Raw genomic sequence first — 22431 nt, 5'->3', positions numbered from 1 at the left:
TCTCCTCCACTCGGGTGCCCGACCAGCCTACGTCCGCCGCGTGCGCCCGCCGTTCCGCGCACTACCGTGGAGCGGTGACCTTCTCCTTCGACGCCCTGCGTCGCGCACCCGACGTCGAGGGCCCGGGTCTCGTGGCGGTGGATGCCGCGGATCGGCTGATCCTCGATGAGTCCGCCGACGCGCGGGCAACGGCGCGGCCGGGGCGGGTCGTCGTCATCGGCGACACCCACGGCGCGATGACGCTGGGCGCGGCGGATGCCGGGGCGCGCGGCATCCGGGTGCATCAGGACGCGTTGAGCGGCGAGCGGGCGCTGGAGCGGAACGCCGAGGGCGTCGGACGGGTCGGGACGTTCACGAGCCTGCCGCTGTCACCGGAGCTCCTGCGCGACGCCGAGGTCGTCCTGCTGCGCCTCCCCCGGTCGTTGGATGCGCTCGCCGATCAGGCCGGACTCATCGCGCGGCACGCCGCGCCCGGCGTGCGGGTGTTCGCCGGCGGGCGTCTGAAGCACATGTCGCGGTCGATGAACGACGTGCTCGGGCGGCGGTTCGGTGTCGTCGAGGCGTCTCTGGCGCGGCAGAAGTCGCGCGTGCTGCGCGCGTCGGATCCGCGCGACGGCGCCGATCCCGTGCCCGCCCGCGCGGACGTGGACGGGCTCGTGGTCTGCGCATTCGGCGGGGCGTTCGCGGGCGCGACGATCGACATCGGGACGCGGCTGCTGCTCGCACATCTTCCCGAGCGGATGCCGAGCCACGGCGTCGTCATCGACTTCGCGTGCGGCACGGGTGTCGTGGGCGCCGAGCTCGCCCGTCGGCATCCGGAGCTCACGGTGATCGCCACGGATCAGTCCGCGGTGGCGGTGGCGTCGGCACGCGCGACGGCGGAAGCCAACGGCGTGGGCGATCGAGTTCGCGTGGTGCGCGACGACCTGCTCGCGATGCAACCCGACGGGAGTGCCGGGTTGATCGCCCTGAATCCGCCGTTCCACAGTGATGCCGCCGTGACGTCGACCCTCGCGCCACGCTTCTTCCGCGAGGCGCGACGCGTCCTCCGCCCCGGCGGCGAGCTGTGGACGGTGTGGAACTCGCCGCTGAACTATCGCGGCACGCTCGAGCGCACGGTCGGACCCACGCGCCAGGTGGCGCGCAACGCGAAGTTCACGGTGACCGTGTCGGTCGCCCGCTGACCACCTCACCGGCAGCCCCGCGAATTCTCAGAACGGTGGGGACCCCATCGACCGCGCCGGTTCGGGTTCGGGTTCGGGCTCAGGATCCGGGATGAACATCACTCGGGGTGGTGGGTCCTCGATGTAGACCGCCCCCGAGGGCGCGGTGAATCGGAGTCTGCCGCCGGGGAGTTGCTCGACGGTCCATCCCGCGGCATGGCGGGTCACGTGGTGTCGGGTGCAGCACGGGCCGAGATTGTCGCCCTCGGTCTTCCCGCCGTTCGCGTACTCCTGGTGGTGATCGATCTCGGAGCGCATCGCGGGTCGACGGCAGCCGGGGAACGCGCATCGCACGTACCGGGCCTGCAGGAATCGCTTGATCCCCGCCGTCGGGGTATACCGGTCCGTGGTGAGCACTTCCGCGGTGACGGGGTGGAGGAACACCCGGTCGAACCCGGGAGCATTCCCGGTGAGGATCCGCACCGTGGCGGGGTCGATCGCGCACTTCCCGTTGAGCTCCGCCCCACCCGAGGTGGTGCCGGCGAGGGTGGTGGCGGGGATGCTGACCTGCACGCTCCCGCGGATCGCCGCGAGCCCACCCCCGGTGGGATCGACGGTGGGGGCAGCGGTCAGGAGCATGTCCATCACCACATCCGCGCGGATCTGATCCAGCGTGCGGTCATCGAACCACGGCTCTTCGACCTCCTCCCCGCGCGCCTGCCGCCCGGCGTACTCCCGTCGGGCCCGGAGGTCGGCCGCTTTGATCTCACGCGCCACCTGCGTCGCACGGTCGTACGCCCCGTGAACATAGGTGGAGGGCGCGATCGTTCCCAGCATCGACATCCCATCGGGGAGGTCCTCGACGAACACCCGCTGCGTGCACGCCGCGACCTCGTGCCGCTCCTGCACCGTCCGCGGGTTGAGCTTGTCCGCCACCTGCTGCGCATACGGACGCAACCGGCCCGTCGCAGTCTTCACCGCGTAATCCAGGACATCCTTCTCATACGCCGCCCGCGCCTCCGGGTCCGGCAGGTCGGCACCGAACTCCACGATCACCTTCGTGTGCGCCTGCGACACCTGCCCCGCCCGCCACGCCTCGAACGTCGGGGCGTACTCCGTCACCAACCGGTGGCACTCGAAGAGCCGGTTCTGCACCGTGCTGTCGTTCACCCGGGTCGCGGCACCGATCTCCGCCGCCATCGCCCGCAAAGGCATCTCCCGCGCCTTGGCCGTTGTCGATCCGAGGCGTGCGGTCTGCTCCTGCGTGAACGCATACGCCTCGGCCATTGCCGCGGCCTCGCGCGCCTGACCCTCCGCAACCACGCGACGAGCCTCCATGATCTCGTCCACGAACGCCGCCGTCTTCCGCGCCACCGCATCACGATCATCGTTGTCGCCCACCGGCTCCGGAGTCTCGTTCATGGCTTCTCGTCTCGATCAGTTTTCGATGATCACAGACTAGAACACACCTACGACAGTCCGCCGCGAGGATCGAGCCGTGTGGAGAAGATCCGACCTACGGGAGGCAGAGCCGAAGCCGCACCCCGCACGCCCGTCAGCGCCGTGTCGACCAGAGCGCCCATGCGACGAGCACGGGCTGGAAGAACAGGCGGAAGAAGCGCTTGCGGTCGGTGTCCAGACCGAACCCGTCGCGGCGACGGAGCCACTGCTCGATGTTGCCGGGGAAGATCGCGATGAAGAAGGCGGCGAGGATCGCGCCCATCCGCCGGCGCGATCCGGGCAGGGCGACGAGCGATGCTCCGAGCATCACCTCGACCACCCCGGAGGCGACGACGACACCGTCTTCGTCCATCAGCTCGCGGGCGAAATCCGGGACCTGCGCCCGGAACTCTTTGCGCGCCCAGGTGAGGTGACTGATGCCGGCGAACACCATGGCCGAAGCCAGCGCCCACCGGGCGGCGGTGCGGATCATGCGAGCTTCGCCTTGGCGTAGGCGACGATCGCGTTCGCGTGCCCGTGGCCGAGACCGTGCTCGGACTTCAGCGCCTGGACAACCGCCATGTGCGACTGGGTGTCGAGTCCGTCGGCCGCGATGTCGAGCCACTCCTGGACAGGACGGCCATAGGTCTTCTCGATGCTCGGAAAGTACGAGGCCGGCCCCTTGACGGTCCCGCCGGCGGCGGGTGCGGGTGGCGCGGGCACGCGGTGGGTGGTCATGCTGAGAGCGTAAGGGCTGGAGCACCGGCGCGACACCGTCGACACTGGGTCCATGCAACGCGTTCTCGTCCTCGGCGGTACGGGCTGGGCGGGTCGCGAGACCGCCCGGCACCTCATCGACAGCGGCGCAGACGTGACCTGCCTCGCCCGCGGGATTTCCGGCGGCGTCCCGGACGGCGCCCACCTGATTCGGGCCGACCGCAGCGCCCCCGGCGCGTACGACCGACTCCGCGGGGAGTGGGACGAGGTCATCGAGTTCTCCTCCGCGCCCGACCTCGTCGGACCGGCCCTCGACGCACTCGCCGACCGCACCGCCCATTGGACGCTCGTCTCGACGATCTCGGTGTACGCGCGCAACGACGAACCCGGCGCCGACGAGTCGGCCGCGCTCGTCTCCCCCGCCGATCTGACGCAGTACCCCGACGCGAAGGTCGCCGCCGAGCTCGCCACCCGCCGCCGCCTGGAGGGGCGACTACTCATCGCCCGCCCCGGACTCATCGTCGGCCCCGGTGACCCGAGCGACCGGTTCGGCTACTGGCCGGCGCGCTTCAGCCGGAGCGGTCCTGCGCTCCTGCCGGTCACGCAGGACCGATTCGTGCAGGTCATCGACGTGGCGGACCTGGCCGCCTGGCTCGCCCGCGCCGCCACCGACGGCATCCGCGGCTCCGTGAACGCCGTCGGCGAGGTCCACCCGATGGCCGCCGCGCTCGCCGGCGTGGCGGATGCGGCGTCGTTCGCCGACGATTGTGTCGAAGCGGACGACGACACCCTGCGCGCCCACGACGTGCAGTACTGGGCCGGGCCTCGATCCCTGCCCCTGTGGCTCCCTCGCGCGGATACCGCGCTCGCGCAGCGGTCCGGGCGCCGTTTCCTCGAGACGGGTGGTCGCCGCCGGCCGCTCGCCGAGACGATCGAACGCACCCTGGCGGACGAACGCCGTCGCGGGATCGACCGGGAGCGCCGCTCGGGACTCACCGCCGCCGAAGAGCGTGCGATCCTCGAGGCGCTCCGCTGAACGAATGCCTCGACGACGCGACCGCAACACCCGCGAACCGTCGCTCCCCCACACGGAGGAAGCGGTGCCCTCCGGGTCTCGATGGTCCTGGGGGGCTGGACCACGGACTCCCGGAGGGCACCTGAACCCGTCACCTCGGCCCGGAGTCGGGTGGCCGTCTCGACGGGTGCACAGGCCTGGCTGCGCGGTCGCGATGCGGATCTATCGGCCACGGTAGTCGGCGAAAACGGCGGGGTCCATTCCCCCGCATGAGAGTTCCCTCAGTCTTTGATCAAGGTCTCGGCCTTCGCCTCGTCTTCGGCAGTGACGCCCGGCAGCTCGCGCAGCCCCCAGAACGGACCGATGACGACGAACAGCACGGACAACAGCCCGCCGATGGCCCCGATCCACATCGTCGCCACAGCCCCGTACGCGGTGCCGAGCACGCCGGCGAGCAGCGCGCCGATCGGCATCACTCCCCACACGAAGAAGCGGATTGAGGCGTTCATCCGGCCGAGCAGCGGTTTCGGCGTGATCCTCTGACGGAACGACACCTGCACGATGTTGTAGACGAGCACCGTGAACATCCCGACCGCGGACTGCACCACGAGCACGACGAAGGCGATCTCGGGGACGAGGGCGGCGGCCGGCAGGAAGAGTCCCGCGACGGAGAATCCGATCGAGCTGATCGGGATGGTGCGGGCTTCGCCGAGCCATCGGACAAGGTGCGGCGTCGCCATCGCACCGATGAGGCCGCCCACCGCACCGAAGGAGAAGATGACCCCCATGCTCGCGGGGCTGAGCCCCAGATCACGGAGAAGGAAGATCGGCAGCATCGTGTAGGTGATGACGCTGAAGAAGTTCGACACCGCGGTCGTCCCGACGATGCGGCGGAGGTAGGGGTTGGCGAACACCCAGCGCACGCCGACGCCGATCGCGCGGACGATCGGTTCGTGCTCGTGGCGGGGCGCGACGACCTCGTCGTCCCTCGTGAAAAGGAGCGCGACGAGCGAGGCGCCGTAGGTCCCCGCCGTGGCGAGGACGGCGAACGGCGCTGTCAGCACACCGACGAGCCAACCGCCGAGCGCGGGGCCGGCGATGCCTGCGAGCTGGTGCGTGGCCTCGAGCTTGCCGTTGGCTTCGGGGATCGCCGTCGCGCGCACGAGGGACGGAACGACCGATTGGTACGACACGTCGAAGAACACCGTCGCGACACCGATGACCAGCGCGATGACCACGAGGTGCCAGACCTGCAGGACGCCGATCGCCCACAGCACCGGGATCGCCGCGAGCGCGACGATGCGGACGGCATCCGCGGCGATCATGACGTGGCGCTTGCGCATCCGGTCGATCCAGGCACCCGCCGGCAGACCGATGACGAGGAAAGCGGCGACCCCGGCCGCGTTCAACACGCCGACCTCCCACTCGGTCGCGCCGAGCACCAGCACCGCGAGCACGGGGAGCGCCAGCTCGGTGATCTGCGAGCCGAACTGCGCGAGCGACTGGCCGCTCCAGAACGTGAGGAAGTTTTGATCCCGCCAGAGTCCACCCCGACGCCGCTCGACGGTCGCCGGATCGGGCTCATCGATGCGGGATGTCTCGGTCATGCTGGCCAGTGTGTCCGACTGATTGAGATATGTCAATCAGTCGGCGCTAGGCTGGCCCCGTGACGGACGATGCCGCGGATGATCCGGATGCCGAATCCCTCGCGCGCTCGCGCGCGCTGAGCTCGCCGCTGCGCTTGCGCGTGCTCCGCCTCTGCCGTTTCGAGAGCCGGACGAACAAGGAACTCGCCGCGCTGCTCGACGTGAACCCCGGCACGATGCTCCACCACGTGCGGACCCTCGCTCAGACCGGCTTTCTCGCCGCCGAAGAGTCCCGCACAGGCGCTCGCGGCGCGCGCGAGATCCCCTACCGCGCCACGGGGCTGTCATGGCGGACGCCGATGCCCGGGGGAAGCCTCGTGCTCGTCGAAACGTTCCTGCAGCAGATCGAGGGGCTCGATCCGGAGGACATCCAGTTCTCCTGGCTCGGGCTGAAGCTCGACGCCGCGCATAAGGCCGAGCTCGACCAGCGCGTCTACGAGCTTCTCACCGAGTTCGCAGAGCGCGGGCCGGATGCCGACGGCGACCCGTACTCGCTCGTCGTCGTCACGCACCCCGACCTGAACCCCGCCTCCCCCCAGAGCGAGGACGACCGGTGACCCGCGTGCCGGGACTCGGCGCGGACGCGGCGACCTGCCCCGAGATCGCCATCTGGCCCGCGGCGCGGGTCCCGGGATTCCGCCGCGCCGACGTCACCACGCGGCTCGGCACCGGCGACGACCTGTGGCGCCGGGCGTCGCGAGACGTGCGGCGCTGGGTCGTCAAGACCCGGAGCGGCTTCACGGTCGATGACGACTCCCCCGTCCGCGCCGGGATGCGTCTGACGATCACGGCGCGGGTGCTCGGCATCCGCGTCCACGAACCGGTCCGCGTCGTGGCGGTGGTCGACACGCCGACTCGCGTCGGGTTCGCCTATCGCGCCCTCCCCGGCCACCCGGTGCACGGCGAGGAGGCGTTCGTCGTGCACCGCCGGGGCGACGAGGTGGTCTTCACCGTGCGATCGCTGACCGCGCCTGCACCGAGCGGACGGTGGAGGTGGGTCTTCCCGCTACTGCGGGTCGCCCAGGTCGTCGCGAGACGCCGCTACCTCCGCGCCCTCCGCTGAGGGTCGGTCTCAGAAGTCCCAGTCCTCGTCTTCGGTGGCCTCGGCCTTGCCGATGACGTACGACGAACCCGACCCGCTGAAGAAGTCGTGGTTTTCGTCCGCGTTCGGCGACAGGGCCGAGAGGATCGCCGGGTTCACGTTGGTCGTGGTCGCCGGGAACATCGCCTCGTAGCCGAGGTTCATCAGGGCCTTGTTGGCGTTGTAGTGCAGGAACTTCTTGACGTCCTCGGTCAGGCCGATGCCGTCGTAGAGGTCCTGGGCGTACTGCACCTCGTTGTCGTAGAGCTCGTACAGGAGCGAGAACGTGTAGTCCTTGATGTCCTGACGGGTGGCCTCGTCGACCTTCTCGAGACCCTTCTGGAACTTGTACCCGACGTAGTAGCCGTGCACGGCCTCGTCGCGGATGATGAGGCGGATGAGGTCGGCGGTGTTGGTCAGCTTCGCCCGCGACGACCAGTGCATCGGCAGGTAGAAGCCCGAGTAGAACAGGAAGCTCTCCAGCAGGGTCGAGGCGACCTTGCGCTTGAGCGGCGAGTCGCCACGGTAGTACTCCATGACGATCTGCGCCTTCTTCTGCAGATTCGGGTTCTCCACCGACCAGCGGAACGCCTCGTCGATCTCCTTCGTCGAGCACAGGGTCGAGAAGATCGAGGAGTAGCTCTTGGCGTGCACCGACTCCATGAAGGCGATGTTGGTGTACACCGCCTCCTCGTGCGGGGTGATCGCGTCGGGGATCAGCGAGACGGCACCGACGGTGCCCTGGATGGTGTCCAGCAGCGTCAGGCCCGTGAAGACCCGCATCGTCACCAGCTGCTCTTCGGGGGTGAGCGTGTTCCACGACTGGATGTCGTTGGACAGCGGCACCTTCTCGGGCAACCAGAAGTTGTTCACCAGGCGGTTCCAGACTTCGAGGTCCTTGTCGTCCTCGATGCGGTTCCAGTTGATGGCCTGCACGTGGTTCAGCAGTTGCAGCTTCTCAGCCATGGGGTTCTCTCTCGGTGCTCAGCGGATCTCAGCGGGTCACAGCATGCAGGAGACGCACTCGGTCATGTCGGTGCCCTCCAGCGCCAGCTGCCGCAGGCGGATGTAGTAGATCGTCTTGATGCCCTTGCGCCACGCGTAGATCTGGGCCTTGTTGATGTCGCGCGTGGTGGCGGTGTCCTTGAAGAACAGCGTCAGCGACAGGCCCTGGTCGACGTGCTGCGTGGCCGCGGCGTACGTGTCGATGACCTTCTCGTAGCCGATCTCGTACGCGTCCTGGTAGTACTCCAGGTTGTCGTTCGTCATGAACGGCGCCGGGTAGTAGACGCGACCGAGCTTGCCCTCCTTGCGGATCTCGATCTTCGACGCGATCGGGTGGATCGAGCTGGTGGAGTTGTTGATGTACGAGATCGATCCGGTCGGGGGCACCGCCTGCAGGTTCTGGTTGTAGATGCCGTGCTTCTGGATCGACGCCTTCAGCTGGATCCAGTCGTCCTGCGTGGGGATGTGCTTGCCCGCGAAGAGCTCCTTCACCTTGTCGGTCTCGGGAACCCACGCCCGCTCGATGTACTTGTCGAAGAACTCGCCGGTGGCGTAGGTGGAGTCCTCGAAGCCGTCGAACGCACGCCCCCGCTCGATGGCGAGGTTGTTCGACGCCCGCAGCGCGTGGAACAGCACCGTGTAGAAGTAGATGTTCGTGAAGTCGAGACCCTCGACCGAGCCGTAGTGCACGTGCTCGCGGGCGAGGTAGCCGTGCAGGTTCATCTGGCCGAGGCCGATCGCGTGGGAGCGGTCGTTGCCGTCCTCGATCGAGCGGACCGAGGCGATGTGGCTCTGGTCGCTCACCGCGGTGAGGGCCCGGATGGCCGTTTCGACCGTCTGACCGAGGTCGTCGGCATCCATCGACAGGGCGATGTTCATCGAGCCGAGGTTGCAGGAGATGTCCTTGCCGATCTCGGCGTAGGAGAGGTCTTCGCTGTAGGTCGTCGGCGTGTTCACCTGCAGGATCTCGCTGCAGAGGTTCGACATGTTGATCCGGCCCTTGATCGGGTTGGCCCGGTTCACCGTGTCCTCGAACATGATGTACGGGTAGCCCGACTCGAACTGGATCTCGGCGAGGGTCTGGAAGAACTCGCGCGCATTGATCTTGGTCTTCTTGATGCGGGCGTCGTCGACCATCTCGCGGTACTTCTCCGTGACGGAGATGTCGCCGAAGGGCACGCCGTACACGCGCTCGACGTCGTACGGGGAGAACAGATACATGTCCTCGCCGTTCTTGGCGAGCTCGAAGGTGATGTCGGGCACCACGACGCCGAGCGACAGCGTCTTGATGCGGATCTTCTCGTCCGCGTTCTCGCGCTTGGTGTCGAGGAACCGCATGATGTCGGGGTGGTGGGCGCTGAGGTACACCGCACCGGCACCCTGACGGGCTCCGAGCTGGTTGGCGTAGCTGAAGCTGTCCTCGAGGAGCTTCATGACCGGGATGATGCCGGACGACTGGTTCTCGATCTGCTTGATCGGAGCCCCCGACTCGCGGATGTTCGACAGCAGGAGCGCCACGCCGCCGCCGCGCTTGGACAGCTGCAGCGAGGAGTTGATGCCGCGCGAGATCGACTCCATGTTGTCTTCGATGCGCAGGAGGAAGCACGACACCAGCTCGCCGCGCTGGGCCTTGCCGGAGTTGAGGAACGTCGGCGTCGCCGGCTGGAAGCGGCCGGAGATGATCTCCTCCACGAGCGCGGTCGCGAGCTTCTGGTCGCCGTCGGCGAGGCCGAGGGCGGTCATCACGACGCGGTCCTCGAAGCGCTCGAGGTAGCGCTTGCCGTCGAAGGTCTTCAGCGTGTAGCTGGTGTAGTACTTGAACGCGCCGAGGAAGGTCTCGAAGCGGAACTTCTTCGAGTAGGCGAGGTCGTTGAGCTCCTGGATGAACTCGAACGGGTACTTCTCCAGGACGGATCCCTCGTAGTACTCCTTCTCGACCAGGTAGTCGAGGCGCTCCTTGAGGGAGTGGAAGAAGACCGTGTTCTGGTTGACGTGCTGGAGGAAGTACTCCCGCGCCGCGCGCTTGTCGGCGTCGAACTGGATCTTCCCGTCCGCGTCGTACAGGTTCAGCATCGCGTTGAGGGCGTGGTAATCGAGGCCCTCGAACCGCGCGTCCAACTTGAACGGCGCCTGATCCTTCACTGCTGCTTCCACCATCGTTCCAATCCGTCGCTCACGCGATCCACGTCTTCTGGCGTGCCGAAAACTTCGAGCCGGTACAAGTGCGGCACACGACACTTGCGGCTGATGACTTCACCGGCGAAGCAGAAATGCTCGCCGAAGTTGGTGTTGCCCGCGGAGATGACCCCGCGGATGAGGCTCCGGTTTCGCTCGTCGTTGAGGAAGCGGATGACCTGCTTGGGAACCGCACCCTTCTCGACGCCCCGCCCCTGACCGCCCCCGTAGGTGGGGGTGACCAGGATGTAGGGCTCGTCGACGACGAGCGGCGGTTCGGTCGCGTGCAGCGGGATCCGGAGCGCGCGGATGCCGCCGGTCGCGACGACCTTCTCGACGAAGCGGGCCGTGTTGCCCGAGATGCTGGAGAAGAACACCAGCAGAGGGCCCGCGGTCGCCGGGTCGGCAACCGCGGGTCGCTGCGCGATCGCGGTTGCCATGGGATCAGGCCAGACGCGAGGCGAGCTCGTCGATCTTGTCGGGACGGAAGCCCGACCAGTGGTCCTCGTCGGTGATGACGACCGGCGCCTGCAGGTAACCGAGCGCCTTCACCTGCTCGAGGGCCGAGGGGTCCTCGGAGAGGTCGAGGACCTCGTAGTCGATGCCCTTCGAGTCCAGCGCGCGGTAGGTGGCCGTGCACTGCACGCAGGAAGGCTTGGTGTACACCGTGATCGCCATGTCGATCCATTTCTGTCGTCGTCGTCCGGGTGATTCCGGTCAGTTCTCGGGCTGGCCCCCCGCCGGGAGTCCAATACTACATATGGGTACGGACATCGGATAGCACCACAAGGGGTAGTAGTTACATCCGTGTGATTTTCCACCGTCATCCCCATGTACAACACAGGTTCTCCACCGTTTCATCCACAGCCCGGCACACCCTCGGACACGAGGAAAACGGCCGGATGACGCGGGTTTCCTCCGACGCCTCCGACGTTGTCCACAGATCGGACGCTACGCCGGGCCACCGACACCCGATTCCCTGTGGATGGACGCGCACGGCGTGTCGGGGCGTGTCGCGCTAGCGTGTCCTGGTGGCGGGCTATCGGGATCTCCTGCGCACCCCGGGCGTGGGTCGCATCATGGCGGCGCAGCTGACCGCACGCTTCCCCAACGGGATGACGAGCCTGGCGCTGCTGCTCTACATCGAGCGCGAGACGGGTTCCTACGGAGCGGCTGGCCTCGTCCTCGCCGCGACCTCGATCGGTCAGGCGATCGCCGGCCCCGTCACCAGCCGCTGGATGGGCATCTGGGGCATGCGGAAAGTCCTCACCCTCACCCTGATCGTGTGCGCCACGGCCATCACGACCATCGCCCTGGTCGACATGGTGCTCCCCGCCTACATGGCGCTCGGCCTGATCGCCGGCCTGTCGACGCCGCCGGTGCAGCCGGCCGTCCGCACGATCTACCCGAAGATGGTCACCGGTCGCCAGCTGACCCCGCTGTTCTCCCTCGACGCGTCGCTCCAGGAGATCATCTGGATCCTCGCGCCCGTCGTCATCACGGTCGTGGCCACCCAGGTCGGCACCGTGCCGGCGCTGCTGCTGATCGTGGTGATCCTCCTCCTCGGCGGGGCGTGGTTCATCCTCTCCCCCGAGGTCGGCCGCGTGCGGATCCCCCGGAGTCGCCGCAGCATCGGCACCGTCATGACCAAGCCCCCGATCATCCTCGCCACGGTCGTGGGGTTCCTCCTCATCGGTGCGTGCGCGGCCGTCGAGGCGGGGGTCGTCGCCACGTTCGGGCACGACGGACTGGAGGCGGGCCTGGTCCTCGCCGTCTTCGCCGTCGGAAGCCTCGCCGGCGGCCTCGGGTTCGGCCACATCCCGATCGGACGCTGGGCGATGGCCCGGCGCCTCGGCATCGTCACGGTCGGACTCGCCCTCACGATGGTGTCGCTGAACGTCTGGTGGCTCGGCGGCACGCTCGTCCTCGCCGGCCTCGGCGTCGCGCCGGCGCTGGCGGTGCTGTTCGCGATGACCTCGGCGAGCGTGAAGTTCAGCGACACCGCCGAGGCCTTCGGATGGGTGGGCACCGGGCAGCTCATCGGCGCGGCCGCGGGGTCCGCCGTCGCCGGGTTCCTCATCGACGGGGTGGGGCCCACCGGCGCCTACCTCGCGGCGACGATCTTCGCCGCGGCGGGGCTCGTCGTCTCGGTCGCGTTCGTCCGCGGCTTCCCGGACCTCCGCGGGCGCGACGCCAGCCCGATGCCCGACACCGCGCCCGTGGCGACGATCACGTAGCCACGGGCCCGGCATCCGCTCACGGCACGGATCGGCGAGGCCGGCACGACGCGAGCGACGGGATCAGCGGGCCGCGTAGCCGCCGTCGACGAGGTGGTAGCTGCCGGTGACGAAGGATGCCGCGTCCGACGCCAGGAAGGCGACGAGACCCGCGACCTCCTCCGAGGTCCCGAGCCGGCCGAGCGCGTGCTGCGCGGCGAGGCCCGCCTGCGCGTCGGCGTCGAGGTTCGCGTCCACGAGCGGAGTCCGGATGAAGCCGGGGCCGACGGCGTTCACACGCACCTTGTCGGCGCCGTACTCGAGTGCGGCGTTGCGGGTGAGACCGATGAGCCCGTGCTTGGCCGTCACGTACGCCGACGACATGGGAATGCCGACCGAGCCGAGCACCGAGGCCATGTTGATGATCGACCCGCCCCCGGCGGCCACCATCGCGGGGATCTGCGCCCGAAGGCCGTAGAAGACGGCGTTGAGGTCGATCTCGATGACCTTCTGCCAGCTGTCGATCGGGTACTCGGCGATGGGGGCGGCCGCGCCGCCGATGCCCGCGTTGTTCACGGCGATGCGCAGCGGCGCGAGCTCGCCCGCTTTGGCGACCGCTTCCACCGCGGCATCCGGATCCGCGACGTCGGCGACGAACGCCGCGGCGGTCCCGCCGGCGGTGGCGATCTCGTCGACGACCGCGTGGGCGGCGTCGGCGGAGATGTCCGACACCAGGATCGCCGCACCGCTGGCGGCGAGGGTGAGAGCGGTGGCGCGGCCGATGCCGGAACCGGCTCCGGTGATGAGCGCTGAGCGCCCCTGGACGTCGTACGTGGCCATGATGGTCTCCTTCCGAATAATCCGACATATGTCGGCTAATGTGACGATACTCTTCCCCGCGCGCCCCGGATCGAGGAAGGTGGACGCATGCCCGCTCCCCTGCGGTCCCCCGCCCGTCTGCACACGGCGATCCTCGATCTGGCGCGCGAGCGTGCACCCGAGCAGCTGACCGCCACCGAGATCGCCCGGCACGCGGGCGTGCACCGATCGACCTTCTACGAGCACGCCGACACCCCCGCGAGCCTGCTCGTCGACGCGCTTCGCGCCGACCTGGACGGCATCCGTCACCGCTACCTCGACGATCCCGACGTCGACGTGGACGACGCCGTGGTCGTCACCACGCGCGCGGTCCTCGCGCACATCGAGCGGTTCGAGCCGATCTACCAGCGCGGACTCCGCTCGCCCGAGGGGAGCGTTCGCGCGCTGCTGTCGACGCACTTCCGCGACAGCCTCCGCATGCTCGAGGATGCCGGACGCGTCACCTCCCCCGTCACCGCGACCGGCCACGACGGCGCCTTCGGCCTGGAGGCGACGGCCCGTTTCATCGCCGGCGGCGCCGTCGGACTCCTCGAGGCGTGGCTCGCCGAACCCCCACCGCGCGCACCGGAGCTGTACCTGGACGCGTTCGCCTCGCTCACCGCCGCGAGCATCATCGCCCCGCGCCCGATCGACCACTCCTGACGGGCGAGCGCTCTTCGCGCGGACGCCGTGCTCAGCCGATGCGGCGGAGCATCTCGCGGACGGCGAGCGCGTACGCGTCGGCGGGTTCGGGGTGCTCGAACACCAGGCGCTCCTCGCCGACGACGATCTCGACCTCGTGGGTGTCGGCCAGGCGCCGGAGCGACCGAAAGGCCCCGCGGAGCATCTCGCGCAGCTGGTGCTCGTGCGGAAGCCACAGCGCGTCCTCGAGTGCGACCGAATCCAGCGCCCACTCCGTCGTGCCGTTGAAGGCGAGGATGCTCCCCGTCGGGTAATCCCGGGGTTCCACCGTCATCTCGCTGACCGTGAACACGTCCGCCTCGAACTCGGGCTCGTCCAGTTGGAAACGGTCGCCCGAGCGCGGGTGCCACACCAGGCCCGCCTGGCGGAGGTCGACCGCCCGTTCTGTCGAGATCATGCGAACCATCTTCCCGTGGATGCCGGGGGCCGGGGCCGCTCGTAGGCTGATCGCATGGTTTCCCCCGTGCTCCTCCCCCGCCGCTCCTGGGGCGCGCCGGGCTCGACCCGCCGCGCGCTCCTCGTGCACGGCCTCGGCTCGAACGGCGCGCTGATGTGGCGCTACGGCGTCGCCCTCGCCGACGCGGGCTGGCGGGCGGACGCCGTCGACCTGCGGGGCCACGGCACGGCGCCTCGGACGCTGGACTACGCCCTCGACGCCTACGCGGTCGACCTCGCGCACACGCACCCGGAGGACGGCGGGACGTGGGACCTCGTCGTCGCCCACTCTCTCGGCGGCGCGGCCGCCACCCTCGCCGCCGCCGACGCGACATGGGCCCGCCGCCTCGTCCTCATCGACCCGGCGATCGCGCTGACCCCGCGCGACCGCGGCATCGTCCGCGCGAGCCAGGAGGAGTCCTTCGCCGACCCGTCGCCGGCCGCCGTCCGCGCCGCCCACCCGACCTGGCATCCGCACGACATCGAGCTGAAAGCCCTGTCCGCGCAGCAGGCGAGCCGGTGGGCCGTCGAGCAGACGAGCGCGCAGAACCCGGAGTGGGATGTGACGGATGCCGCCACCGCGCTGACCGTCCCCACCCGCGTGATCGCCTCCGACCCGAAGGTCTACTCGATCTTCGCCGGCAAGCCCGCCGAGGCCGTCGTCGAGGCGAACCCGCAGATCACGATGACGATCGTCGCGGGCGCCGGCCACTCCCCCCACCGCGACAAGCCCGAGGAGACCGTGCGGGCCCTTCTGGAGGTCCTGCCATGACCGCGTCCCCGTCCCCCACCGCCGCACCGTTCGATCCCGCGGTGGTCCTCCCCGACGACCTGCTGGAGCGCTTCCGCGCGCGGGCCGCCGCGCACGACCGCGACAACACCTTCCCCGAGGACGATCTCGACGAGCTCCGCGAGCGCGGGTACCTCGCGATCCTCGTGCCCGCCGACCTCGGCGGGGCGGGGCTCGACCTCGCCGCGGCATCCGTCCTCCAGCAGCGCCTCGCCACGGCGGCGCCCGCCACTGCGCTCGCGATCAACATGCACCTCATCTGGACGGGGGTCGCGAAGCTCCTCGCCGACCGCGGGATCGACGACCTCCGGTTCGTGCAGACCGGCGCCGCCGGGGGCGAGGTGTTCGCTTTCGGCATCAGCGAGGCCGGCAACGACCTCGTGCTCTTCGGCAGCGACACCGAGGCCGCGCCCACCGGCGACGGCGGCTACGCCTTCACCGGGACGAAGATCTTCACCACCCTCTCCCCCGTGTGGACGCAGCTCGGCCTCCACGGGCTCGACACCACCTCGCCCGACGCGCCGCGGATGGTCTTCGCCTTCCTGTCGCGGGACGAGACGGATGCCGGTCGCGTGCGCATCCGCGACGACTGGGACACCGTCGGCATGCGCGGCACCCAGTCGCGCACGACGGAGCTGCACGGCGCCCGCGCCGCCGCCGCCCGCGTCGTCCGCCGTCTCGAGCCCGGCCCCCAGCCCGACCCGCTGGTCTTCGGGATCTTCGCGGTGTTCGAGCTGCTCATCGCCTCCGTCTACACCGGCATCGCCCGCCGCGCGATCGACGTCGCCGTGGCGACCGCGCATCGCCGCACCTCGAAGAAGACCGGCGCGACCTACAGTCAGGACCCCGACATCCGCTGGCGCGTGGCCGAAATGGGGATCGCCTACGACGGCCTTCCGCCGCAGCTGGCGGCGATCGCGCACGACATCGACGCGCAGACGGACCACGGCGCGCGCTGGTTCGCGCTGCTGTCGGGGCTGAAGCACCGCGCCGTGACCACCGCCAAGCAGATCGTCGACGAGGCGATCCTCGTCGCGGGCGGCGCGTCCTACTTCTCGGGGAGCGAACTCGGGCGCCTGTACCGCGACGTCCTCGCCGGGATGTTCCACCCCTCCGACCCCGAGTCCGCCCACGCCACCTCGGCGACCGCGTGGCTCGGACCGGTGGAGAAGTGACCGGCACCGTCGTCCTCAGCCCGGCCGACGAGGAACGCCGCCGGGGCCTTCGCCGCATGAAGGCGGTCGCGCTCGGGGCGCTGCTGTTCATGGCGGTCGTCTTCGTCATCTCCTTCCCGCTCCAGCAGGACGTCCCCGCCCTCGCCTACGTGCGCGCGGCGGCCGAGGGGGGAATGGTGGGGGCGCTGGCGGACTGGTTCGCCGTGACGGCGCTCTTCCGGCATCCGATGGGGATCCCCATCCCGCACACCGCGATCATCCCGAGGCGGAAGGACGAGATCGGACGCACGCTCGGCGAGTTCGTCGAGACGGAGTTCCTCCGCGGCGACGTGGTGCGGCAGAAGCTGGAGTCGACGGCCATCGCCTCCCGCCTCGGCGAGTGGCTGGCCGCGCCCGCGAACGCGGAACGCGTCGTCGCCGAGGCGTCCACGATGGCCTCCGGCATCCTCCAGGCCCTCAGCGACGACGAGGTCGGCGACGTCATCGAGTCGCTCGCCCGCGAGCATCTGATCTCGCCCGAGTGGGGCCCGGGGGTCGGCGCGTGGCTCTCCCGCGTCCTCGACGCCGGCGCCCACCACGGTGCGGTCGACATGGGCGTGGACAACATCGGCACGTGGCTGGCGGAGAACCACGCCGCCTTCACCGGTCTCGTCTCGCGGCGCCTCCCCTCGTGGGTGCCGAGCATCGCCCAGCGCCTCGTGGACGACACCGTGTACAACGAGGCCCTGAAGTTCGTCGCCGCAGTCCAGGCCGACCCGCAGCATCCGGCGCGTCTCGCCGTCGACGGCTACCTCGCCCGGCTCGCCGACAACCTGCAGCACGACCCCGCCACGATCGGCCGCCTCGAAGACGCGAAGGTGACGGTGTTCGACAGCCCGCGCGTCCGCGAACTCGCCGCGCAGGCCTGGGAGACCGCGAAGACCGGCCTCGTCGCCGCGCTCGCCGACCCGGACAGCGGCCTCCGCCGCCGCGCCCTGTCGGCCGTGACCGAGATCGGCACGCGCCTGACGACGGATGCCGCGCTCCAGCGCCGCGTCGACACGTGGGTGACCGACGCCGCGGTCTTCCTCGTCGACCGGTACCGTCACGACATCGCCTCGATCATCACCGACACGGTGGAGAGGTGGGACGCGAAGGAGACCACCCGCAAGATCGAGCTGATGGTCGGTCGCGATCTCCAGTACATCCGCCTGAACGGCACGATCATCGGCTCCCTCGCGGGCCTGACCATCTACACGATCGCCCACGCCCTCTTCGGCGGCTGAATCGCGCGACGCGGTCCGCGACATCGTGGGGGGACGTCGTGTGACGGCCCCGCTGACAACGGCCGCACCGCAGGCTACGGTGACCTCGTGGGCGCCGATCACCTCCTCTTCACGTACGGGACGCTGCAGGATCCCCAGGTGCAGCTCGACGTCTTCGGACGGCGCCTGCGGGGCACCGCCGATGTGCTCGGCGGTTTCACCGTCGACTACGTCGAGATCGTCGACCCGCGCGCGGGAGAGGGGCGGTCGCGCTCGGTGCAGCCCGCGCTCCGTGAGACCGGTCAACACCTCGACAACGTCACCGGCACCGTCCATCCCGTCGACGAGGATGAGCTCGACGCGTGCGACGAGTACCAGGCCCCGCTGTATCGTCGCGTCGCCGTGGTGCTGCGCAGCGGCCGCCGCGCGTGGGCGTACGTGACCCCCTGACGGCGAGGTACCCCGGGGGGCTATCGTGGCGGAATGAGCGCGCTCGCCGTCGATCCGCTGTGGCCGCGTGCCGGCGGATGGCCGGCGTGGACCGCGGACGAGGAGCGCCAGACGGATGCTCCGACCGCGGTCGCGGTCGGCGTGCCGACATGGCGCACGTCGCTCTCCCCGACAGCGGCGCACACGACGCCCGCCGCCGTGCGTGAGGCTCTCCGGCGCTACAGCCCGACCCTCCTCGGCCCCCCGCCGCTCGATCTGACGTCGGTGCTGCGGATCCTCGACGCCGGCGACGTCGCGGACCCCGACGGCGCGGACGGGGAGGAGCGGGTCGCGGCGCGCGTGCGTGGGATCGCGGACACGGCTGACCTCGTGATCGCCCTGGGCGGCGACAACGCCGCCACCGTCCCCGTCGCCCGGGGCGCACGGGCCACGGGACTCATCACGATCGACGCCCACTTCGACCTCCGCGACGGGGTCTCCAACGGCTCCCCCGTCCGCCGCCTCGTCGAGGGCGGGCTCGACCCCACGCGCGTCGTGCAGCTCGGCATCGCCGACTTCGCCAACTCCGTCGCCTATGCCCGCCGCGCCGCCGATCTCGGCATCACCGTCATCACGCTCGACGAGCTCCGCTCCCGACCCGAGGCGGACGTCGTCGCGCAGGCGCTGTCGGTCGCCGGCGGCGCGGACGCGCACTCCGTTCCCGGGGGCATCCATCTCGACATCGACGTCGACGTGTGCGATCGCGCGGTCGCCCCGGGCTGCCCCGCCTCCGTACCCGGAGGGCTCTCAGCCGATGCGCTGCGGCGGCTCGTGCGCGCGTTCGCGCGCGACCCGCGTCTCCGCTCCGCCGACATCGTCGAGGTCGATGCGGCCGCCGACACCCCCGATGCACGGACGGTGCGGCTGGCCGCGCTCTGCGTGCTCGACCTGCTCGCGGGCCTCGCCCAGCGACCGAGAGGATTTGCATGACCCCCGCACCCGGCATCCAGCTCGCCCTCGTCCGCCACGCCAAGTCGGACTGGGGGGATCCCGACCTCGACGACCACGATCGCCCCCTCAACGAGCGCGGCGAGCGCGACGCCCCGCGCATGGCGCGTCAGCTCGTGGAGACCGGCTTCTGGCCCGAGGCGGTGATCTCCAGCACAGCGCTGCGAGCCCGCACCACGGCGGAGGTGTTCGCCCATGCGCTGGATGCCCCGCTCCGCCTCGAGGAACGCCTCTACGCGGCGTCGGCGACGACGCTCCTGACGGTCGCGGCGGAGAGCGGCCTGCAGCGGGTGACCCTCGTCGCCCACGATCCGGGGCTGACGGTGCTGGCGGCGCGCCTGTCGCGCGATCGGATCGATCGGATGCCGACGTGCGCCGTCGCCGTCTTCACGTGGGCGGAGACGTCCTGGGATGTCGTGGACGCCGTCGACCCCGTCTCGTTCACGTTCGACGCGCCGCGCTGACCGCGCCACCGTCCATCCGCACCCCGCCGACGAGGACGTCGTCCACCAGCGGGACGCCGGGGCGGTAGGCGAGGTACGCGCGGCTCGGTGCACGCAGCACCACGAGATCCGCGCGGGCACCCGGCCGGAGCACTCCGACGTCGTCGCGCCGCAGCGCCGCCGCGCCGCCCGCGGTCGCCGCCCACACCGCCTCGTCCGGGGTGAGGCCCATCTCGCGGACGGCGAGCGCGATCATCAGCGGCATCGAACTGGTGAAGCTCGAACCGGGATTGCAGTCGCTGGCCAGGGCGATCGTCACCCCGGCATCCCACAGCGCCCGCGCGTCCGGGTAGGGCTGCCGCGTCGAGAACTCCACCCCGGGGAGGAGCGTCAGCACGGTGTCGCTCCCGGCGAGCGCAGCGACGTCCGCGGCGTCGAGATACGTGCCGTGATCGACGGATGCCGCACCGAGCGCGACCGCGAGACGCACCCCCTCGCCCGGCCCCAGCTGATTGCCGTGCACGCGGAGACCGAGGCCTCGATCCGCGCCCGCCGCGAGCACCCGCTCGGCCTGGGCCGGAGTGAAGGCCCCGCGCTCGCAGAACACGTCGACCCATCGGCAGTGCCGGGCCGCCGCGGCGAGCATCGGACCTGCGACGAGGTCGACGTACGCGTCGGCGTCGTCCGCGAACTCCGCGGGCACGACATGGGCGCCGAGGAAGGTGACCTCCTCCGTCACCTCCCGCGCGAGACGGGCGAGGCGTTCCTCGTCGGCGACCGACAGCCCGTAGCCGGTCTTGATCTCGACCGTGGTCGTCCCCTGCGCGCGGAGCTCCGAGATCAGCGCGCGAAGCCGGGCCCGCAGCTCGGCGTCGGTCGCCGCCCGCGTGGCGGCCACCGTGGAGCGTATGCCGCCCGCCGCATACGGCCGCCCCGCCATCCGGGCGACGAACTCCGCGCTGCGGTCGCCGCCGAACGCGAGGTGGGTGTGGCTGTCGACGAACCCGGGGATGACCGCGGCGCCGGCGACGTCGAGCACGGGTGCCCCGGCGGCGGCATCCGGCATCTCCCCCGCGGGTCCGGCCCAGGCGATGGTGCCCGCGCGGACGAGGACGGCGGCGTCGGGGATCGTTCCGCAGATGTCGTCGGGTGTCGAGACGTTCGTCGTCAGCTCGCCGATCCCGGTGACGAGGAGGTCGGCGCTCACCACATCGGCACCTGGAGACCGCGCTCGCGCGCCACCTCCGCGGCGCGCGGGTATCCGGCGTCCACGTGGCGCATGACCCCGGTGCCGGGATCGTTCACGAGCACGCGGGCGAGCTTCTCCGCCGCCTCCGGGGTGCCGTCGGCGACGACCACCTGCCCCGCGTGGATGCTCCGCCCGATGCCGACCCCGCCGCCGTGGTGGATCGACACCCACGACGCACCGGACGCGGTGTTCAGCAGCGCGTTGAGCAGCGGCCAGTCGGCGATGGCGTCGGAGCCGTCGGCCATCGCCTCCGTCTCGCGGTACGGAGAGGCGACCGACCCCGCGTCGAGGTGGTCGCGTCCGATGACGATCGGCGCCGACAGCTCACCGGAGGCGACCATCTCGTTGAACCTCAGCCCTGCGAGGTGCCGCTCCTGGTAGCCGAGCCAGCAGATCCGGGCGGGAAGCCCCTCGAACCGGACGGTGTCACCCGCCTTCTCCAACCAGCGCACGAGGGCGGCGTTCTGGGGGAACAGCGCCTTCACGGCCTCATCGGTCTTGCGGATGTCGTCGGGGTCCCCCGAGAGCGCCACCCAGCGGAAGGGACCCCGGCCCTCGGCGAACTGCGGTCGGATGTAGGCGGGCACGAATCCGGGGAAGGCGAACGCGCGGTCGAACCCGCCGAGTTCGGCCTCGGCGCGGATCGAGTTGCCGTAGTCGAACACGGCGGCCCCGGCATCCTGGAACCCGACCATCGCCGCCACCTGCGCCGCCATCGACCGGCGGGCACGGGCGGTGACGTCCGCCGGATCGGCCTCGGCCCGCGCGCGCCACTCGTCCACGGAGATACCGACCGGGAGGTAGGCGAGCGGATCGTGCGCGCTCGTCTGGTCGGTGACGATGTCGATCGGGACGCCGCGGGCGAGAAGGGCCGGGAACACCTCGGCGGCGTTGCCCACCATCCCCACCGACAGCGCCTCGCCGGCGTCCTTCGCCGCGACCACCCGGGCGACGGCGGTGTCGAGGTCGGTGGTGTACTCGTCGAGGTAGCCGTGGGCGACCCGGCGCGCCAGACGGGATTCGTCGACGTCGACGATGAGGACCGCGCCGCCGTTGAGGGTGACCGCGAGCGGCTGCGCGCCACCCATGCCGCCGCATCCGCCGGTGAGGGTGAGGGTGCCGGAGAGGTCATCGCGTCCGAGGCTGCGCGCCACGGCGGCGAAGGTCTCGTAGGTTCCCTGGAGGATCCCCTGCGTGCCGATGTAGATCCAGGACCCGGCGGTCATCTGCCCGTACATCGTCAGCCCCAGCTGCTCGAGCCGGCGGAACTCCGGCCACGTCGCCCAATCGCCGACGAGGTTCGAGTTCGCGATCAGCACGCGCGGCGCCCACGTGTGGGTCCGGAAGACGCCGACCGGCTTCCCGGACTGCACGAGCAGCGTCTCATCGGGCTCCAGCTCGTCGAGCGTACGGACGATCGCGTCGTACGCCGCCCACGAGCGCGCGGCGCGTCCGGTGCCGCCGTAGACGACGAGGTCTTCGGGGTGCTCGGCGACCTCGGGATCGAGGTTGTTCATGAGCATGCGCTTGGCAGCCTCAGCGCCCCAGCTCTTCGCGGTGCGCTCGGGGCCGCGCGGGGCGCGGATCGCGCGGGCGGTCGGCTCGGGGGCGGCGGTCGCGGTGTCGGATGCGGTGGTCAT

Annotated in this window: 24 protein-coding genes; 12 read left to right on the top strand and 12 right to left on the bottom strand. The window is 70.4% G+C overall.

Features of this window, described 5'->3' with window-relative positions:
• Window positions 1-74 precede the first annotated feature (74 nt).
• Entirely contained in the window at window positions 75-1184 is a 1110-nt protein-coding gene (locus tag AB0O93_RS03875; RefSeq protein ID WP_363340677.1) for a methyltransferase, read from the top strand.
• Between the two features lie 27 nt (window positions 1185-1211).
• Here the strand turns inward: AB0O93_RS03875 and AB0O93_RS03870 are convergent, their stop codons facing one another.
• The 3 genes from AB0O93_RS03870 to AB0O93_RS03860 form a co-directional block, all read right to left on the bottom strand.
• On the bottom strand, window positions 1212-2585 hold the full coding sequence (locus tag AB0O93_RS03870) for a DUF222 domain-containing protein (RefSeq protein WP_363340676.1): 1374 nt from the start codon (window positions 2583-2585) through the stop codon (window positions 1212-1214).
• 133 nt (window positions 2586-2718) lie between these two features.
• A complete protein-coding gene (locus AB0O93_RS03865) occupies window positions 2719-3093 on the bottom strand; it encodes a hypothetical protein (RefSeq protein ID WP_363341000.1) in 375 nt (124 codons plus the stop codon).
• On the bottom strand, window positions 3093-3341 hold the full coding sequence (locus AB0O93_RS03860) for a DUF4287 domain-containing protein (protein WP_363340674.1): 249 nt from the start codon (window positions 3339-3341) through the stop codon (window positions 3093-3095). The genes AB0O93_RS03865 and AB0O93_RS03860 overlap by 1 nt, the downstream gene beginning before the upstream one ends.
• A 52-nt stretch (window positions 3342-3393) precedes the next feature.
• Here AB0O93_RS03860 and AB0O93_RS03855 point away from each other — a divergent pair, with 52 nt between their 5' ends.
• A complete protein-coding gene (locus AB0O93_RS03855) occupies window positions 3394-4356 on the top strand; it encodes an NAD-dependent epimerase/dehydratase family protein (RefSeq protein WP_363340672.1) in 963 nt (320 codons plus the stop codon).
• Window positions 4357-4616: 260 nt separating this feature from the next.
• On the opposite strand, the gene AB0O93_RS03850 is transcribed toward AB0O93_RS03855, so the two are convergent.
• On the bottom strand, window positions 4617-5942 hold the full coding sequence (locus AB0O93_RS03850) for an MFS transporter (RefSeq protein ID WP_363340670.1): 1326 nt from the start codon (window positions 5940-5942) through the stop codon (window positions 4617-4619).
• Between the two features lie 59 nt (window positions 5943-6001).
• Here AB0O93_RS03850 and AB0O93_RS03845 point away from each other — a divergent pair, with 59 nt between their 5' ends.
• Entirely contained in the window at window positions 6002-6538 is a 537-nt protein-coding gene (locus AB0O93_RS03845) for a helix-turn-helix domain-containing protein (RefSeq protein WP_363340668.1), read from the top strand.
• Entirely contained in the window at window positions 6535-7044 is a 510-nt protein-coding gene (locus AB0O93_RS03840) for a DUF1990 family protein (RefSeq protein ID WP_363340666.1), read from the top strand. Before AB0O93_RS03845 ends, AB0O93_RS03840 begins: the two co-directional genes overlap by 4 nt.
• A gap of 9 nt (window positions 7045-7053) precedes the next feature.
• Here the strand turns inward: AB0O93_RS03840 and nrdF are convergent, their stop codons facing one another.
• The 4 genes from nrdF to nrdH are packed head-to-tail and all read right to left on the bottom strand — an operon-like array spanning window position 7054 to window position 10920.
• On the bottom strand, window positions 7054-8028 hold the full coding sequence (gene nrdF / locus AB0O93_RS03835) for a class 1b ribonucleoside-diphosphate reductase subunit beta (RefSeq protein ID WP_053548779.1): 975 nt from the start codon (window positions 8026-8028) through the stop codon (window positions 7054-7056).
• A 36-nt stretch (window positions 8029-8064) separates the two neighbouring features.
• The gene (gene nrdE, locus AB0O93_RS03830; protein WP_363340664.1) at window positions 8065-10224 is read right to left on the bottom strand and encodes a class 1b ribonucleoside-diphosphate reductase subunit alpha; all 2160 of its coding nucleotides are present in this window, start codon (window positions 10222-10224) and stop codon (window positions 8065-8067) included.
• Window positions 10206-10682, bottom strand: coding sequence for a class Ib ribonucleoside-diphosphate reductase assembly flavoprotein NrdI (gene nrdI, locus AB0O93_RS03825; RefSeq protein ID WP_363340662.1), 477 nt, complete (start codon window positions 10680-10682; stop codon window positions 10206-10208). The genes nrdE and nrdI overlap by 19 nt, the downstream gene beginning before the upstream one ends.
• 4 nt (window positions 10683-10686) lie before the next feature.
• A complete protein-coding gene (nrdH, locus tag AB0O93_RS03820) occupies window positions 10687-10920 on the bottom strand; it encodes a glutaredoxin-like protein NrdH (RefSeq protein ID WP_363340660.1) in 234 nt (77 codons plus the stop codon).
• Window positions 10921-11273: 353 nt separating this feature from the next.
• Between nrdH and AB0O93_RS03815 the strand changes: the two genes are divergently transcribed.
• Window positions 11274-12479: an MFS transporter gene (locus AB0O93_RS03815; protein ID WP_363340658.1), complete on the top strand. Its 1206-nt coding sequence runs from the start codon at window positions 11274-11276 to the stop codon at window positions 12477-12479.
• Between the two features lie 63 nt (window positions 12480-12542).
• On the opposite strand, the gene AB0O93_RS03810 is transcribed toward AB0O93_RS03815, so the two are convergent.
• Complete coding sequence (locus tag AB0O93_RS03810; RefSeq protein ID WP_363340655.1) at window positions 12543-13298, bottom strand: SDR family NAD(P)-dependent oxidoreductase; 756 nt, start codon at window positions 13296-13298, stop codon at window positions 12543-12545.
• 87 nt (window positions 13299-13385) lie between these two features.
• Between AB0O93_RS03810 and AB0O93_RS03805 the strand changes: the two genes are divergently transcribed.
• A complete protein-coding gene (locus AB0O93_RS03805) occupies window positions 13386-13979 on the top strand; it encodes a TetR/AcrR family transcriptional regulator (RefSeq protein ID WP_363340653.1) in 594 nt (197 codons plus the stop codon).
• 31 nt (window positions 13980-14010) lie between these two features.
• Here AB0O93_RS03805 and AB0O93_RS03800 read toward each other — a convergent pair whose 3' ends face one another.
• Window positions 14011-14415, bottom strand: coding sequence for a pilus assembly protein CpaE (locus tag AB0O93_RS03800; protein WP_363340651.1), 405 nt, complete (start codon window positions 14413-14415; stop codon window positions 14011-14013).
• 54 nt (window positions 14416-14469) lie between these two features.
• Between AB0O93_RS03800 and AB0O93_RS03795 the strand changes: the two genes are divergently transcribed.
• From AB0O93_RS03795 to AB0O93_RS03770, 6 genes are all read left to right on the top strand, one after another.
• Window positions 14470-15225, top strand: a complete 756-nt coding sequence (locus AB0O93_RS03795; RefSeq protein WP_363340649.1) for an alpha/beta hydrolase — start codon at window positions 14470-14472, stop codon at window positions 15223-15225.
• A complete protein-coding gene (locus tag AB0O93_RS03790) occupies window positions 15222-16418 on the top strand; it encodes an acyl-CoA dehydrogenase family protein (RefSeq protein ID WP_363340647.1) in 1197 nt (398 codons plus the stop codon). Before AB0O93_RS03795 ends, AB0O93_RS03790 begins: the two co-directional genes overlap by 4 nt.
• 56 nt (window positions 16419-16474) lie before the next feature.
• Window positions 16475-17683, top strand: coding sequence for a DUF445 domain-containing protein (locus AB0O93_RS03785; protein ID WP_363340998.1), 1209 nt, complete (start codon window positions 16475-16477; stop codon window positions 17681-17683).
• A gap of 87 nt (window positions 17684-17770) precedes the next feature.
• Window positions 17771-18112, top strand: a complete 342-nt coding sequence (locus AB0O93_RS03780) for a gamma-glutamylcyclotransferase family protein (RefSeq protein WP_363340645.1) — start codon at window positions 17771-17773, stop codon at window positions 18110-18112.
• 33 nt (window positions 18113-18145) lie between these two features.
• A complete protein-coding gene (locus AB0O93_RS03775) occupies window positions 18146-19081 on the top strand; it encodes an arginase family protein (RefSeq protein WP_363340643.1) in 936 nt (311 codons plus the stop codon).
• Window positions 19078-19563, top strand: coding sequence for a histidine phosphatase family protein (locus AB0O93_RS03770; RefSeq protein WP_363340641.1), 486 nt, complete (start codon window positions 19078-19080; stop codon window positions 19561-19563). Before AB0O93_RS03775 ends, AB0O93_RS03770 begins: the two co-directional genes overlap by 4 nt.
• Here AB0O93_RS03770 and hutI read toward each other — a convergent pair.
• Both hutI and hutU read right to left on the bottom strand, forming a co-directional pair.
• Complete coding sequence (hutI, locus tag AB0O93_RS03765) at window positions 19541-20749, bottom strand: imidazolonepropionase (RefSeq protein ID WP_363340639.1); 1209 nt, start codon at window positions 20747-20749, stop codon at window positions 19541-19543. The two genes, AB0O93_RS03770 and hutI, sit on opposite strands and share 23 nt — an antisense overlap.
• Complete coding sequence (gene hutU / locus AB0O93_RS03760) at window positions 20746-22431, bottom strand: urocanate hydratase (protein WP_363340637.1); 1686 nt, start codon at window positions 22429-22431, stop codon at window positions 20746-20748. The genes hutI and hutU overlap by 4 nt, the downstream gene beginning before the upstream one ends.

Origin of the sequence: Microbacterium sp. NPDC077184 (assembly GCF_040687055.1) — a bacterium.
GTDB lineage: Bacteria > Actinomycetota > Actinomycetes > Actinomycetales > Microbacteriaceae > Microbacterium.
The sequence above is the reverse complement of the archived record's forward strand: the minus strand, read 5'-3'. Positions and strand labels throughout refer to the sequence as shown.